15 protein-coding genes and 1 other RNA gene are annotated in these 15,526 nt (G+C 60.1%); 13 read left to right on the top strand and 3 right to left on the bottom strand.

Annotated features, from left to right (window positions below; translation table 11 throughout):
• Positions 1-95 precede the first annotated feature (95 nt).
• From ACLB1Z_RS02815 to eutB, 6 genes are all read left to right on the top strand, one after another.
• On the top strand, positions 96-824 hold the full coding sequence (locus ACLB1Z_RS02815) for a TerB family tellurite resistance protein (protein WP_409561945.1): 729 nt from the start codon (positions 96-98) through the stop codon (positions 822-824).
• Entirely contained in the window at positions 821-1,591 is a 771-nt protein-coding gene (locus ACLB1Z_RS02820; protein ID WP_409561946.1) for an N-acetylmuramoyl-L-alanine amidase, read from the top strand. The genes ACLB1Z_RS02815 and ACLB1Z_RS02820 overlap by 4 nt, the downstream gene beginning before the upstream one ends.
• A gap of 110 nt (positions 1,592-1,701) precedes the next feature.
• Positions 1,702-3,351 (top strand): phosphoethanolamine transferase, encoded by a 1,650-nt coding sequence (locus ACLB1Z_RS02825; protein ID WP_409561947.1) that lies wholly within the window; start codon positions 1,702-1,704, stop codon positions 3,349-3,351.
• Between the two features lie 127 nt (positions 3,352-3,478).
• Positions 3,479-4,309, top strand: coding sequence for a pentapeptide repeat-containing protein (locus ACLB1Z_RS02830; RefSeq protein ID WP_409561948.1), 831 nt, complete (start codon positions 3,479-3,481; stop codon positions 4,307-4,309).
• Between the two features lie 207 nt (positions 4,310-4,516).
• Positions 4,517-4,750, top strand: coding sequence for a hypothetical protein (locus ACLB1Z_RS02835; RefSeq protein WP_409561949.1), 234 nt, complete (start codon positions 4,517-4,519; stop codon positions 4,748-4,750).
• A 242-nt stretch (positions 4,751-4,992) separates the two neighbouring features.
• A complete protein-coding gene (eutB, locus tag ACLB1Z_RS02840) occupies positions 4,993-7,212 on the top strand; it encodes an ethanolamine ammonia-lyase subunit EutB (protein WP_409561950.1) in 2,220 nt (739 codons plus the stop codon).
• Positions 7,213-7,299: 87 nt separating this feature from the next.
• Here the strand turns inward: eutB and ACLB1Z_RS02845 are convergent, their stop codons facing one another.
• On the bottom strand, positions 7,300-7,464 hold the full coding sequence (locus ACLB1Z_RS02845; protein ID WP_409561951.1) for a hypothetical protein: 165 nt from the start codon (positions 7,462-7,464) through the stop codon (positions 7,300-7,302).
• 215 nt (positions 7,465-7,679) lie between these two features.
• Here ACLB1Z_RS02845 and rnpB point away from each other — a divergent pair.
• An RNA gene (rnpB, locus tag ACLB1Z_RS02850) (RNase P RNA component class A) lies at positions 7,680-8,117 on the top strand.
• A gap of 23 nt (positions 8,118-8,140) precedes the next feature.
• Here the strand turns inward: rnpB and ACLB1Z_RS02855 are convergent.
• Positions 8,141-8,656: a hypothetical protein gene (locus ACLB1Z_RS02855; RefSeq protein ID WP_409561952.1), complete on the bottom strand. Its 516-nt coding sequence runs from the start codon at positions 8,654-8,656 to the stop codon at positions 8,141-8,143.
• Positions 8,657-8,784: 128 nt separating this feature from the next.
• Between ACLB1Z_RS02855 and ACLB1Z_RS02860 the strand changes: the two genes are divergently transcribed.
• Positions 8,785-9,648 (top strand): helix-turn-helix domain-containing protein, encoded by an 864-nt coding sequence (locus tag ACLB1Z_RS02860; RefSeq protein WP_409561953.1) that lies wholly within the window; start codon positions 8,785-8,787, stop codon positions 9,646-9,648.
• Positions 9,649-9,664: 16 nt separating this feature from the next.
• A complete protein-coding gene (locus ACLB1Z_RS02865; protein ID WP_409561954.1) occupies positions 9,665-10,582 on the top strand; it encodes an alpha/beta hydrolase in 918 nt (305 codons plus the stop codon).
• Between the two features lie 7 nt (positions 10,583-10,589).
• On the opposite strand, the gene ACLB1Z_RS02870 is transcribed toward ACLB1Z_RS02865, so the two are convergent.
• A complete protein-coding gene (locus tag ACLB1Z_RS02870) occupies positions 10,590-11,429 on the bottom strand; it encodes a DUF2189 domain-containing protein (protein WP_409561955.1) in 840 nt (279 codons plus the stop codon).
• Positions 11,430-11,977: 548 nt separating this feature from the next.
• Between ACLB1Z_RS02870 and mraZ the strand changes: the two genes are divergently transcribed.
• Genes mraZ through ACLB1Z_RS02890 form a run of 4 tightly spaced genes read left to right on the top strand, consistent with a single transcriptional unit; the run spans position 11,978 to position 15,510 of the window.
• Positions 11,978-12,469, top strand: a complete 492-nt coding sequence (gene mraZ / locus ACLB1Z_RS02875) for a division/cell wall cluster transcriptional repressor MraZ (protein ID WP_409561956.1) — start codon at positions 11,978-11,980, stop codon at positions 12,467-12,469.
• A 29-nt stretch (positions 12,470-12,498) separates the two neighbouring features.
• The gene (rsmH, locus tag ACLB1Z_RS02880; RefSeq protein WP_409563220.1) at positions 12,499-13,503 is read left to right on the top strand and encodes a 16S rRNA (cytosine(1402)-N(4))-methyltransferase RsmH; all 1,005 of its coding nucleotides are present in this window, start codon (positions 12,499-12,501) and stop codon (positions 13,501-13,503) included.
• Positions 13,504-13,543: 40 nt separating this feature from the next.
• Positions 13,544-13,843, top strand: coding sequence for a cell division protein FtsL (ftsL, locus tag ACLB1Z_RS02885; RefSeq protein ID WP_013945973.1), 300 nt, complete (start codon positions 13,544-13,546; stop codon positions 13,841-13,843).
• Positions 13,844-13,884: 41 nt separating this feature from the next.
• On the top strand, positions 13,885-15,510 hold the full coding sequence (locus tag ACLB1Z_RS02890; protein WP_409561957.1) for a peptidoglycan D,D-transpeptidase FtsI family protein: 1,626 nt from the start codon (positions 13,885-13,887) through the stop codon (positions 15,508-15,510).
• The last annotated feature ends 16 nt before the right edge of the window (positions 15,511-15,526 follow it).

Here is a 15,526-nt window from a genome sequence, read left to right on the forward strand (position 1 = left end):
ATATTTTAGGGGAGTTACCGTACCGGCTCGGCTATGCTGAACGCTAGGGCCGTCACGGCGGACGGGCTTGTTCGAGGCGAAAATCACGGACGATCATGGCCTGGCAATTTTTGAAAAACGCAGTTGTTGCGTATGGTGGAGGCTTGCGCTCGGCGCTTGAACACCTCAAGGAGGCGTTCGGCTTCGACGGCGCGCAGACGCCTGGACAATCACGCGTTGCATTTACGATCGCGGTGGTGGCGCTGGCGGCCAAGATGAGCAAGGCGGACGGCGTTTCGCTGCCGATTGAAGCGGAAGCGTTCAAGCGCCAATTCCAGGTGCCGGAAAGCGAGTGCGCGCACGTACGCAAGCTCTATGAACTCGCGAGCCGGGATGTGGCCGGATACGAGACGTACGCCTCGCAGATCGCGCACATTCTCGAAGGCCAGCCCGAGATCAAGGTCTCGGTCCTTGAAAGCCTCTTCCATATCGCGAGCGCGGACGGCGTTTTGCACCCCGGCGAAGACAAGTACCTTGAGCGCGTCGCCGAGATCTTCGGCTTGAGCAAAGGGGAGTTCCGCTGCGTGCGCCGCGGCTTCGTCTTCGATGCCGACAGCCCGTACGAGGTGCTGCACGTTTCGCCGCTCGCTTCGGATGCCGAGCTTAAGGCGCGGTATCGCGAACTGGTCAAAGGCCACCACCCCGATGCGCTCGTTTCGAAGGGCGTACCGCCGGAGTTTCTTGCCGGGGCCGAACGGCGGCTGGCGGCGATCACGGCGGCTTACGAAGCCATTCTCGAAGAGCGTGGTCAGCGGGCGGTGCGCGAGCTGGAACCCACTCCGTGACTTTCGTGCCGGATACGCCGCTGACGCATGCGGTTTGTACGGCCCATAATCGGGAGCCGCGACGCGGCGGCGTAAAGCCGTCGCTGCTCGTTCTGCATTACACCGGCATGGGGTCGGCTGCGAAAGCGATCGACTGGCTGTCGCGGCCGGAAAGCGGCGTGTCCTGCCATTACGTCGTGGACGAGCATGGTGTTGTGACGCAGCTCGTGCCGGAAGAACTCCGGGCGTGGCACGCGGGCGTGTCCAATTGGAAGGGCGAAACGGACATCAATTCGCACTCGATCGGGATCGAGATCCACAATCCTGGACATCAGAACGGCTATCCCGATTTTCCCGCAGCGCAGATGCGGTCCGTCATTGCGCTGTCGAAGGATATCGTTCGCAGAAATCATATCCGGCCTGAAAACATTCTGGCGCATTCGGATGTGGCGCCAGGGCGGAAGATCGATCCGGGCGAGAAGTTCAACTGGCTTCTGATGGCGCGGGAAGGTCTGGGGCTGTGGGTCCGGCCGTTGCCCGTTCGGGCCGACGATCCGGGGCTGGAGCTTGGCGCCGAAGGTCCGCGTGTTCTCAATGCACAGAAAAATCTTGCCGCCTACGGATATGGCCTCGACGCCAGTGGCGTACTGGACGCCGATACGGAAAAGGTTCTCAAGGCTTTTCAACTGCATTTCAGGCCACGCCGGGTGGATGGACGGCTCGATCGTTCGACCGAAGGCACGCTCGAACGCCTTATTGCGGCATCGTCGAAGCCGGCTGCTGCTTGACGCAACTTCAGCGGTGATGTTGATGCCGGGAGTGTGCTGACGAATTGCAGCGCATCTCGCCGGCCGGGGCTCGGCGAAACTCGGCACAAACAACCGAAGCAGGGCAGACAGTGTTTAAGCCGCGGCGGCCGGAAATTCTGGCGCTTATCGTTGCCGTCTACGTCGCGCTGGTTCTGAACCGGCCGTTCTGGCACAAATTTCTGAACCTCGTCGCGCCGCATCGGTTCAGCGATTGGGTGTTTGTCGGCGCGGTTGGTGTCGCGACTATTGTCATCGCGTATCTTGCGCTGCTTGCCGTTTCGCTGAAGCCATTGCTGCGTGTGCTCGTTCTCGTTCTGCTGCCGGTGACGGCGGCGGCTGCGTATTTTATGGGCGAGTATGGCATCCTCATCGATGCGCATATGGTGCGAAATATCCTTGAGACGGACAGGGGCGAGTCGGGCGATCTCGTCACGTGGAAGCTCATCGGGTACGTCGTATTTCTCGGGATTGTGCCCGGCGTTCTATTCTGGCTCGTGCCGTGGATGGAGCGGTCGTGGCGCGATGAAACGCTGGCGAAACTCAAATACGCGACGGTGGCTTCGGTCATCTGCGTAGCGGTGGTTCTGCCGTTCCTAGGCAATATTCTTTCGCTCGGCCGCGAGCATCGCGAACTGAAGATGACGCTGACGCCGCTGAACTACATCTCGGCGGTTACGACGTATTGGCGGCGGGAAGGGCGTAAGCAGGTCAAGGTGGCCGCACCTTACGGCGAAGATGCGTATCAGGCGGCAGCGTCGAATCCGGCGCGCAAGTCGCTGTTCGTAATCGTCGTCGGGGAAACTGCGCGTGCAGATCATTTCGCGCTCAACGGTTACGCGCGGCCAACCAATCCGGAACTCTCCAAGGTGCCGGACCTCATCAATTATCCGCATGCTTATTCATGCGGAACCGATACCGCCCAGTCGGTGCCGTGCATGTTTTCAGGGTACGGCCACGACGGCTTCACCAATGCAAAGGCGGAGACGCGCCAGAACCTTTTGGATGTCTTGAAGCGAGCGGGCGTGAATGTGCTATGGCGTGAAAATCAAGCGGGCTGTAAGGGCGTCTGCGCACGCATTGAAACCGAAACTCTGACCGGACACAAAGTTCCGACGTTCTTTCCGAGCACCGAAAACTACGACGATATTCTCGTCGATGGTCTCAAGGAACGCATCGAGAAGATGCAGCACAACGAGGTCATCGTGCTGCACATGATGGGCAGTCACGGTCCTGCGTACTGGCGGCGCTATCCGCCGCAATACGAGACGTTCACGCCGGCTTGCAAAGACGCGCAGTTCAGCCGGTGCGAGCTACAGACGATTGTCAACGCTTACGACAATACGCTCGTCTACACAGACCACGTTCTGGCGCGGCTTATCGGCGTGCTCGCAGATGCGCAAAACCGCGGCGTCGATGCCGGAATGCTTTATGTGTCTGATCACGGCGAGAGCCTCGGCGAGCACGGTATGTACCTTCACGGCATGCCTTATGCGCTGGCGCCTGAAGCGCAGATACACGTGCCGATGGTGGTGTGGCTGTCACCGACGCTGCGTGAATCGCGCGGCATCGATCAGTCCTGCATGGTGGCGCACGCGAGCGAGCGAGTCAGTCACGACAATCTTTTTCATTCTGCCCTTGGGATCATGAACGTGAAGACGCGCGTTTATGATCCGGCGCTCGATCTATTCGCGGGCTGCCGCAACCGCACGCGAAAAGCTTATGGGCAGCTCACGCCATAACGAGATAACGTAGCGTGACAGGTTGTGACGCGACGATTTCACCACCCAGGCGCGACGAAAATGATATCCTCGGGTCATCCGGACTCATGCATGATCCGTATATGGATCACGCTTGGAAAATTTGAGCATGGGTCGAATTCTTGCCGCGTTGTCTTTTCTGGCTGTGATCTGCGGCCCGATGGTGGCGTGGGCTGAACAGCCGATCGGTCCGGTTCCGGAAAAGCCGGAAATGAACGCCCGAGCCATCACGACTCTGCTTTTTCAAGCCAAGCCGGGCGTCCGGCCCGATCTCTCAGGCAAGTTTCTCGTTTACCTTGATCTGTCGGAACTTAATTTCAAAGGCGCGAACCTGGCGCATTCGGATTTCTATGGCACGGATTTCACCGGTGCTAATCTGAAAGGAGCCGATCTGTCACATACGCGTCTGGACCGGTCGGTGCTGATCCGTGCCGACCTCTCGGGTGCCGACTTGACTGGCGCGACAATTCTCAGGCCGACAATTTACACGGATCTTTCAGCAAACACTCAAGATGCGCCCCATTTCACCGGGGCCAATCTGACAGACGTTCATGTTCAGGCGGAATTGTCCGGCGCCGACTTTCGCGGCGCAAACCTTTTTCACGCCAACTTCTATCCGCTTGAGGGCCGGCCGGGTGAGGGAACGCTTGCCACGACGTATCGCAACATTCTCAAGTATTGCGATTTCTCTGGGGCGCGTCTCGAAGACGCGAAGATGACGCGAGCCGTACTTTGGTTCGCCCGGTTCAACGGCGCCAATCTCAAAGGCACGGACTTCACCGAAGCGGACCTGTCGCGAGCGGATTTCTCAGGTGCGGATATCTCGGGTGCCGACTTTACGCGCGCCGATCTCGACGGCGCCAATTTCGTGGGGGCGATCGGCATTGCTCAGGCCAAAGGTCTCGATCAGGCCGTCAATCTTGATCGCGCCGTCAGATAAGCGATGTTCAGATGTCACGACGTCAGGCTGGCGTTTGCTAGACATCGGACCATCTTTAAACAAATCGCAAACTGCTATTAACCTTTGTTAAAGGGTTTATTGTCAGGCTGTTAACACCTCATGCCACACCAGGGTGCTGAAATGTCGAAGCTAAGCGGAGTTGTCCGTTTGCGTCCATGTGCATCGTTTGCGGTTGGATTTTTCGCAGTGGCTTCTGTCTGGGCGACCGGCGCTGAAGCGGTCAGCCTGCACGTCAAGCTGGCCTGCTCGCGTGATTACTATGCCTATTGCAGCCAGTTCGCTTCGGACAGCCCCGAGGTTCGCCAGTGCATGCGCTCGGTCGGCAAGCGGCTATCGGAACGCTGCTTCAACGCCCTGGTCGACGCGGGTGAGGTGAGCCCGACGGAAGTTGCCCGGCGCGCGGCGGCACTGCGCCAGTAGTGGCGCTCTCGTCCTCGGCTCCTCCCAAGGATGACAGGGTGTGTCCTGTTCTTCGCTGCCCCAATAGGCATCCAGACGTCTTTTCCGGCAGTTGCCAGATTTGACTAATAGGAACTTGACTTGCGCCTCACGAACTTCGTTTATGATGTGCTCAGTCGGCCGTACATGCGTTGAGGACGCCTTTAGCGGCGAGAGCGTCGCGCGTTCCGAACCGGCCAGATGAGAGCAATGAGGGCGGTGACATGGGCGAACCGAGGATCGAGCTAAAGCCATGGCGGCAGATCGACGTTCCGGAGCCGCAGCCGGACGAGCTTTATCAGCTTTCGCTTTTCGACAAGACCTATAGCTTTCGCGGTCTGAAGGCGCTGCTCGGCGCGGCCGACTTCGACAAAGCGGGCGATCGCAATTGCGGACTGGCAGCGAAGGACGACGTCGAGCGCGAAGCCGCGCGGACGATCCTTTCAGGTCTCACGCTGCAACACCTTTACGACCGGCCGCTGACCGACGACGAAGGCCAGGTCGATTCAGTTATGCGGATCAACTACGATATCGATCTTGCGACCTTCGCGGAGCTGGCGCCGAAGACGCTCGGCGAGATCAAGAACCTACTGCTGCGCGCGAAGTCGGCAGAAGCCAAGCGCATCGGCGGGGCGCTGACAGGCGTCATGGCAGCGGCCATCGCCAAACTCATGGACGTGCATGAGCTTGTCTATGCGGCGAAGAAATTGAAACGGTCCGGGAAGGCGAGGACGCTCGTCGGCGCGCCCGGCACATTATCGTCGCGTCTGCAACCCAACCACCCGACCGACGATCTCGATGCAATGTCGGCGCTGGTCTATACGGGCCTGTCGATGGGCTCGGGGGATGCGCTGCTCGGGCTCAATCCTGCAATCGACACGGTCGAGAACATCACGAAGGCGCTGAAGCATCTCGACAAGCTGCGCCGCGAAACGGGTGCGCCGACGCAGATCTGCGTGCTCTCCCACGTCAAGACGCAGCTCGCGTGCCTTGAAAGCGGCGCGCCGGTCGAGATCATGTTCCAGTCGCTGGCCGGCACGGATCGCACGCTCATCGAAGAGTTCGACTGCACGGCCGACGTGCTCGACCAAGCCTATACAACGATGGCGAAGCATGGGCCGCTCGCGGGCGAAGCCGATCAATTCATGTATTTCGAGACCGGCCAGGGCAGCGAGCTGACCTACGGCAAACACAACGACATCGACATGACGACGACGGAAGCGCTCTGCTATGGACTGGCGCGCCGCTGGGATCCGTTCATGGTCAACAACGTGACGGGCTTCATCGGGCCGGAAACACATCGCTCGAACTTCGAGATGATCGTATCGAACCTGCAAGATCATTTCATGGGCAAGCTGCTCGGCCTGCCGATGGGCATGGCCCCCTGCTATACGCTGCATTCCGAGATCACGATGGAAGGTCAGCAGATCGCAGCCGAGTTGCTGACGGCTGCGGGCGCCAACTATTTTATGGACGTCTATCTCTCGATCGATCGCATGCTCGCCTATTTCGATACGTGCGGGCACGACGACCAGACGATGCGCGAGGTGCACGACCTGACGCCAGCGCCCGAGTTTCTCGAGTGGACGATTTCGCGCGGCATCTTCGTGCGTAACGAAGACGGCGAGATAGAGCGCGGGCCGAACTGGGGCAATCCGAAGATCTTTTGCTCGGAGGAAGAGTTCGAGCGGCTGCGCAAGAACCTGCCGGCAGCTTACGGCTTCGAGAGCGCCGGTCCGCGGCCGAGCGAGCAGGTATCGCGCGCGATCAAAGCTAATCTCGCGGCTGCGCGCGAAGCGATTTATGCCGAGGTCACGCCGGAACGCCTTGCCGGCATTGACTTCCGGCGCGTGAAGACATCGGCTGAGAGCAAGGAAGTGCATTTGAGTCATCCGGATCGGGGTGCAAAACCGGCGGATGAGATTTTAGCCGAGTTGGCGCCGGAAAGCGTCGACGTGCAGATCATCGTGTCGGACGGATTGAGCGCGGAAGCCGTGCATCACAACATTCCGGACCTGCTGCCCGCGTTGCTTGACGGCTTGAAGGAGCAGAGCATTTCAGCCGGCAAGCCAATCCTCGCGCCGTATGGCCGCGTGAAGCTCGCCGAAGCGCTGGGTGATGCGTTGCAGCCGAAGCTCGTGATCAATCTCATCGGGGAGCGACCGGGCGGCGACGCGCTCGCTTCGCGCAGCATGTCGGCTTATATCGCGTATCGTCTCGATGACGATGCGAAGAAAGCGGCAGCGCAGTTCAGCGGCAACCCGGATGTGCGCTACGAATACACGGTGATCTCGAACATCTATGCTGGCGGCTTGCCGCCGAGCGAAGCCGCCGTACAGATCGCCGAACGCGTCAACCAGATTCTGACGACGAAGGCTGCCGGCAACCGCTTGGAGCGCGCCATTCACGATCGCTCCCATAACATGCGGGCCGCCGCACTTTGAAAAGGCCGGAGTGTTGTCCACTCCGGCCCCGACGCCTCACGCCGTTTATGGGTGAAATTATTCCGCGTGGCTCATATCCCGCGGGTTCTAGGCGGCCAATGCCAAGGCCCCCGCTTGGGCTTCGGTCTCCCCTAGCCTTGTCAGCAGTTCCTCCAGCCGAGGCGAGGGCTCGCGAAGATCTGCCTCGAAGAGGGATTTCAACCGCGGCGCCGCCTTCGCGCTAAAGCTCGTCATCCATTCTTCGTCGTACATTTTCCGGTTCCGCTCGCCTGGTAGATGACCTGAAAAACGGGCCAGCAAATCTCCGGTTCCGTTACATTGGTGACATATATTTTTGCTCGGCACGGCAGGCTCTTAACCGAATTTCAAAGTGGCGGTGCATGGAAGTGGGTCGCGAATGCCTCCCGACCCCAGAACCGTCACACGGCCCTTGACCTTTGGTCTTGCACATCGCTTATCTCCCCATACCAGCCGGCCGGGCGGCCGCTGCCGGATATCGTTGAGGCGAAACGGGCTCTAAAGGCTCGCGAGCATAGCGTCCGGTGGAGGAAAGTCCGGGCTCCCAGAGAACACGGTGGCGGCTAACGGCCGCCGGGGGCGACCCCAGGGAAAGTGCCACAGAGAACATACCGCCTCCGCGCCTTCGGGCTCGGCGGTAAGGGTGAAAAGGTGCGGTAAGAGCGCACCGCGCTTCTGGCAACAGAAGTGGCAGGGCAAACCCCACCGGGAGCAAGATCAAATAGGGGTGGGCGCGCGGAGCGAGAAACCGCAGACGCAAGGCGCGTTCTCACGCTACCTGCCCGGGTTGATTGCACGAGGCGCTTGGCGACAGGCGTCCCAGATGAATGGTCGTCGCGGAGGCGCAATCCTCCAAACAGAACCCGGCTTACAGGCCGGCTGGTATTTTATTCCTTTGCATGCCTCGCGATTAGAGAGTCGAAAGTGCCTCTTTTGCCGCGAACCAGGCTGCCGCACCATATCCGACCGTCGTCAAAATACAGCTCAACGTGATCATCGCCGTGAAAGCGATCGGTGGCGATTTCAGGTAGCCCGGCCGGAGCGCCCGAACGAAGAATGCAAACGGGTTGAAAAAAGAGCCGATGCAAATGAAGGCCGTCATCCATACCGGCGGTATGATTTCAAGCGTCCGAAACAGCATGAAAAAGATGAACTGAAACTGCGCCATCATCAGATAGTCGATATGAGACTTCAGCAGATCCTGGCGGCCGGGAATAAGTTTGATCACTGGGCTGTCGTCGGATGAAAAGACGGCGACGAGGAGCCAAGCCTGAAGCAGGGCCACGACAAGACATAGGCTTGCAGTCAGCAACAGGAATTGTGTTGGCACGGCTTTCTTGGCTCCGATTTCCCACTGTTTTCGCGAATTTACATAGACAATCGTCAGCGCAGTCGCTTGACTGATCAGGACAAAAGTCTTGGCCACGGCGGCCAGCGTCGGGAGGTGGGATGAGGGGATCCTTTTCAACGGATCGCGTGGCTGCAAAAGATGCGTTCGCTTATTGGAGCGATCTCGTTTGCGATGTCTTCGTAAAGCTCGATTGCAATTCGACAGTGCGAGATCGCTTCAAGGCCACGATGCTTTATGACACTCTCGGTTGGCTTCGCGTCGTAGAAGCGGAAAGCGATGCCATCGAGGCTCAGCGCTCGCGACGGCAGATCGCCAAGGGCTGTGAAGATGACCTCTTAGTTTCCATCCAAATCAAGGGAAAGACGCAGCTCATACAGGACGGCCACGAGGCTGTGCTAAATGCTGGTGATTTTGCCCTTTACGATAGCTCTCGACCTTACGTCCTGCGCATGTCCGACGATACGCGGCTTATTTGCCTGCAATTTCCGCGCAGCGAGATCGTCGGTCGTCTCGGGCCGGTTTCGCCGTTCGTGGCTAGAACAGTAGGCGGAGAACATGGAGTTTCCAGTCTCTTCCTGGAGCTGGCGCGTATGTTGCCGAAAAGAGTTTCTGAATTGGATAAAGCCGCTGCAGAAGGCGTTGCAGAGCATGTCGTCGATCTGTTGGCATTGTCGCTCGGAAGCAAGCGCGGCGATGCTTTTCAGCTTGCGAACGGCCATGCTGCGATGCGTTCACGCTTGAAGCAGGCGATACGACGGCACATTCGCGATCCTGATTTCTGTCCCACACTTGCCGCGCGTTCGGCAGGTATCAGCGTTCGACATGCCAACCGCCTTCTAGCGGAGGAAAATACATCGCTGGGGCGGTTCATAATCGGCGAGCGTTTGGCCGGCTGTAGGGAAATGCTGAGCGATGCCTACTATGACAACCTGTCGATTGGTGAGATCGCATATTCCTATGGGTTCAATGATCTCAGCCATTTTAGCCGCGCATTTCGCGCGCGCTATGGCCGCTCTCCGAAGGAGTATCGCTCTCGTCGTACACGTCAGCCTTTCGTTGCTACCTAGGGCGAAGCGCGCGATTATGACCGTTGCCGCATTCACGGCGATATCATTTCCCGCGATGGCTTGGACGGAACAGGACATTTTCCACAAGGGCCTTGCCGGTTCTCTGATCCCGGCGACCGGCGGCAAGCCTGGGCCGATGGTGTTGATCTTGCCCGGTTCCGGTCCTGTGGATCGCGACGGCAATGCACCTGGAATGGATACCGACAGTCTCAAGCTTGTGGCACGGGGCCTCGCCGATCTCGGCATCAGCTCGCTTCGGATCGACAAGCGCGGTGTGGGCGAGAGCTATGCCGCCGGTCCACGCGTCGAGGACTTGCGCTTTGGCACATATGTCGATGACGCAATCACGTGGCTCGATTTTTTGCGCAATCGGCCTGACGTCTCGAAGCTGTTCATTCTCGGGCACAGCGAAGGCGCTCTTGTCGGCACGCTCGCGGCGAAAAAAATGAGTGTCACGGGGCTTATCTTGCTTGAGGGCGCAGGGAGGCCGATTGCTGATGTTTTGGCGCGGCAACTCGCGAGCGCAGGTGTTTCGCCAAAGCTACAGGGCATTTCAAAGCAGATTACGGAGCGATTGGAACACGGCGTTGCCGTTCCGAACGTTCCGGCTGAACTCGTGGCGCTCTATCAGCCGCGCGTGCAAGAGTATCTGATGTCGTGGATGCCGCTTGATCCGGCGGCCGAACTTTCGGCGGTGACGTGCCCGGTCCTCATCGTACAGGGCAGTACCGATTTGCAGGTGTTTCTCGACGACGCGCACCACCTTTCGGCGGCATTGCCGTCGGCACGGCTGGTCGTCATTCCAGGCATGAACCACATCTTGAAGGAAGCGCCTGAGGATCGCGCGCAAAATTTCGCGACGTACGGTAATTCGTTTTTGCCGCTCGATCCTCAGCTTCTTCCTGTGCTCGCGGATTTCGTGCGCAAGCACTGAGGGTGCATCACGGACTGGTCACGACGAGCTTGCGATAGAGGTGCCAAGTCGCGTGGCCCAGGATCGGGAGCACGATGGCGAGCCCGAACAGGAACGGCAGCGCACCTAGAACGAGACCGACGGCAACGATCAGGCCCCACAGCGCCACCGGAATGGGGTTTTCCAGCGTGGCGCGAACGGATGTTCGGATGGCAGCACCGACGCCGACGTCACGATCGACGAGCAGCGGGAACGACACGACGCTGATTGCCAGCACAAACAGGGCAAAGAGAAAGCCGACGAGATTGCCGGCGAACATCAATTGCCGTCCCTTATCGGTCGTCATGACCTGATTGACGAAGTCCGACAGCGACGTCGGCGTGCCGCCTATGATCTGCGTGTACATCATGTTCGCGACGTAGAGCCAGCCGACGAACAGCAGCGCCAGGAAAGCGCCGAGCGTGAAGATCGAGTCGATGCCGGGCCGATGCAGTACGTCGAGCGCGCGGGCGGGCGATACGTCGAGGCCCTGCTCGCGGCGGCGGCTCAATTCATAAAGGCCGATGGCGATGAACGGTCCGAGCAGCGCGAAGCCTGCCGCCATCGGGTAGATCAGATGCAACAGCTCATAACCGAATATCAGTCGCGCGAGGATGATGCCGACGACCGGATAGATGATGCAGGCGAAGACGACGTGCGTCGGCATCGCGCGGAAATCATCGATGCCCTCGCGCAGCGACTGCCAGACGTCTGCCGTCGTGATCGAGCGGACTGCCGGATCGCCGTCGCGCCACAGAACGGACGCGGGCCAACGAAGTTCGATGTCGGAATGAGGATGGGACGGCGTCGGACGCGTGAGATTCGCCATGGTGCACCTCCTTGTGGGTGCCGACGGTCTCATCCGCCTCGGCACCAGATGACGTGTGCCCCGCTTTGCGCTGCGGGGATCATGCGCTCCCGCGTGCGTCGCGGCCAATCAGGTCTCCGTGACCGCGTTTGCGCGTTTCGGAAAATTTCCAGGTTTTCAGAAGCTTGCAGTAGGCCGCGACGTTCGATGGACAGGCCCGTCGGCATCGGGCTGTGGATCACGGGTGACAATTCCAGTTCTCACCACGAAATATCCTTAATATTCCGTTGACGACCATCAATTCCCATGCGATCCCATATGTGCCCGTCCGCACCGGGCAGGACTCCGTGGCTGGGCGCCGATTTGGTTAGAGGGCCCAAATCTGAGCGACCGCCACGGCCCCTTTCTTGATTGTTTCGGGCGACACGCGTTCCGCGCGCCGGCCGCCCGAAACGGAGCGTCCCGGCCGCGGCGGCCGAGTTTTTGGTGCGGCCCTGACGGCCGGCTCCGCGAAGCGGAGTCGTCAGGGCCCAGTAAGTGAGTAGGAGGACGGAAATCGTAGCTGGGGGATGGACCGCTTTGTCTCGACATTCACAAACAAGATCGACTCAAAAGGGCGCGTTTCCGTTCCAGCCTCGTTTCGCGCCGTCCTTGAGCGCGATGGTTACGCCGGCGGCCTCTACTGCTACCCCTCGCTCGATGCTTCTGCTCTCGATGCAGGCGGCGAAAGACTTGCAAAGAAAATCGACGGGCTTCTCGCGGGCTTGCCGGACTATTCGGATGAGCGAGACGAGCTCTCTGTCGCACTCTACGGCGACGTCCAGGTTCTCTCGATCGATGGCGACGGCCGCATCGTCCTTCCTGAAAGCCTTCGCGAGCACGCCAACCTGGCAACCGCCGTCACGTTTGTTGGCCTTGGTGACAAGTTCCAGATGTGGGAGCCCAAAGCCTTCGAAGAACGCCGCAAGGAAGCGCGCAGCAAAGTCCAAGTGACGCGCAAACTTTTCGCAGCGGGTGGCCGTTCGTCGGATGACAACGGCAACGAGGGAGCACGGGAATGACGCGCGGTGGCGGGGCAGAGGGAGCCTCGCTGGGGCCAGCTGACAAGCATCCGCGCCACATTCCCGTGCTGATCTCGGAAGTGCTGGAGACGCTCGCGCCAAAGGCGGGCGAAATCTATATCGACGGCACGTTCGGCGCGGGTGGATATACGCGCGCCATCCTCGAAAAAGCCGACTGCTCTGTTCTCGCGCTCGATCGCGATCCGAACGCCATTCGCGGTGCGGCGCCGCTTATTGCGCAATTCGGCAGACGGCTGAAGATCATCGAGACGCCTTTCAGCCAGATGGAAGACGCTGTCGGCGCCGAGCTGCCGGGACAGCAGGTCGATGGCGTCGTGCTTGATATCGGCGTTTCCTCGATGCAGCTCGACGATGCGGAGCGCGGGTTCTCATTCCAGTCGGATGGCCCGCTCGACATGCGCATGTCGTCATCGGGTATGAGTGCCGCCGATTTTCTCAACACTGCGGATGAGGAAGACATCGCAAACGTTATCTACGAGTTCGGCGAGGAGCATCGCTCACGCGCGATTGCGCGGGCAATCGTCAAAAGACGCGTTGACGCGCCGTTCTCGCGCACGCTCGAACTCGCCGATGTGGTGTCACGGGTTTTTCATGGCCGGAAGGTCGACGGCCGCCATCCGGCGACGCGGACGTTTCAGGCATTGCGGATCTTCGTCAACGACGAACTCGGTGAGCTGACAACCGGATTGGCGGCAGCAGAGCGCATTTTAAAGCCCGGCGGACGGCTCGTCGTCGTCAGCTTTCACAGCTTGGAAGATCGCATCGTCAAAAAGTTTCTGACCGAGCGCAGCGGCAAGACTGCTGGTGCGTCGCGGCATCAGCCGCCGGAATTGATAAAATCTGCCGATCCAAGTTTCCGACTTGTTAACTCGCGCCCGTTAACACCTTCTAAAGGTGAATTGGAAGTGAACCCCCGTTCCCGGTCCGCACGTTTGCGGGCAGCCATCCGCTTAGACGCAGCGGCGTGGCCTTTAGATACGGGCGCGACGGGCCTCTCCCAGCACCGGCGATAATGCGCAGCTTGATTGCAAGCTCAACGGGAACTGTTTCAAAATGCGTCTCTTGAATATTGCAGCTTTCTTTTTTGCAGTGTCGAGTGCGCTGCTTCTTTATGCCTTGAACTACGATACCCGCCGCCTCGAAGCCGAGGTTCAGGAGAAGGAACGTTACGCCGACCAGGCACGCAGCGACATCGCCGTGCTCAAGGCGGAACGCGGCACGCTCTCGCGGCCCGACCGGATTGATGGGCTTGCGCGGCAACTCGGACTAGGCCCGCCGAAGCCCGAACAGTTTGAAGGCGAGGGCCAAGTGTCCCAACTCAGCGGACGAGCGAACACTTCCGGCGGACAATAGAGGGACGGTTGGTCGTGGCTGGGGGGCGTTCAGAGATCATGATGCGTGGTTCGCGCCGAGGTTCGGAACGCGTCGTTTACGGCGTGCTGATCGCGGCCTTTGCGGGCGTCGCGGGCCAGCTTCTGGTGTTGGCGGCATCGCGGCATACCGACATCACACTCGCCATTTCCGAACCCGTCGCGGCAACGAGCTTCAGCCGTCCCGATATCGTCGACCGCAACGGCCGTCTGCTCGCGACCGACCTCGAAGCGCCGTCGATCTTTGCTGACCCTGGGCTCGTGATCGATCGCGACGAGGTCGTCGAAAAGCTACGGACCGTGCTGCCCGATCTCGACGGCGACCAGCTCTTTCGTGATCTTGCCGATAAATCGCGGCGCTTTCTTTGGGTGCGCCGGGGCGTCTCGCCGGGCATCGCGCAAAAAGTGCATGATCTCGGTCTGCCGGGTATCGCCTTCCGATATGAGCTGAAACGCGCCTATCCCGGCGGCATGATGGCCGGCCATGTGCTCGGCTATACCGACGTCGACAATCGCGGCGTCTCGGGCATCGAACGCTATATCGACCAGAAAGTCGGCGTCGATCCGGTGCATTCGGCGGTGCTATCGAGCCGCCCGCCCGTGCGGCTGTCGCTCGATATCGGGGTGCAGCATGCCCTCGAAGACGAGCTCGACGACGGCGTGCGCGACTACAAGGCGGCGGGCGCGGCGGGTGTCGTCCTCAACGTCAAGACCGGCGAAATCCTGGCGAGCGCATCGCTGCCGCGTGTCGACCCGTCGTGGCCGATGGAGGCACTCGACCAGAAGCATATCGACCGCACGGCGGGGGGTACATACGAGCTTGGCTCGGTATTCAAAACGCTGACACTCGCGATGGCGTTCGACGAAGGTCTGGCGCGGCCCGATACGCTGCTCGACGTGCGCCAGCCGCTCGAAGCGGGACGCTTCACCGTCAAGGACCTTCATCCGGCAAGCCGCCCGCTGACCGTGACCGAGGTCTACACCCATTCCTCGAACGTCGGCGCCGGCATGCTGGCGCTTGAAGCGGGGCCGGAAAAGCTTGAAGCGTTCTTCAAGAAGCTCGGTCTTTTGGATCAGATGGAAACCGAGGAAGGGCCGCTCGCGGCGCCGCAACTGCCGCAGCGCTGGAACCGGATTTCGACGATCACGACGTCATTCGGGCACGGTATCGCCGTTTCGCCGCTTCAGTTCGTCGCCGCCGCCGCGACCATTCTGAACGACGGCAAGACCGTGCATCCGACATTCCTGCGCAAATTCGATGCGGGGACGGCAGACGGCAAGGCCGTCGTCAGCCCGGCAACGTCGCGGCTAATGGCGCACCTCATGCGTCTCAACGTCGTCAATCGTGATGGTACGGGCGGGAAGGCCGATGTCCCGGGCTATCGGGTCGGCGGTAAGACTGGTACAGCCGACGTCGCTGCAAAAGGCGGGTACACGTCGAATTCGGTCATTTCGTCGTTTCTCGCGACATTTCCGACAGATGATCCGCAGTTCCTGACGTATGTCGTACTGTTCGAGCCGAAGGGCCGTAAAGAAACACACGGTTATCGTACCGCGGGATGGAACGCGGCGCCGATTACCGGCCAACTTATCGCCCGCATTGCGGCGCAGCTGGGCGTCGCGCCGGAGACCCAGACGGCCAGCCGATGATCGCGACGGCAGCTGG

Source organism: Hyphomicrobium sp. MC8b (genome assembly GCF_905067615.1).
GTDB lineage: Bacteria > Pseudomonadota > Alphaproteobacteria > Rhizobiales > Hyphomicrobiaceae > Hyphomicrobium_B.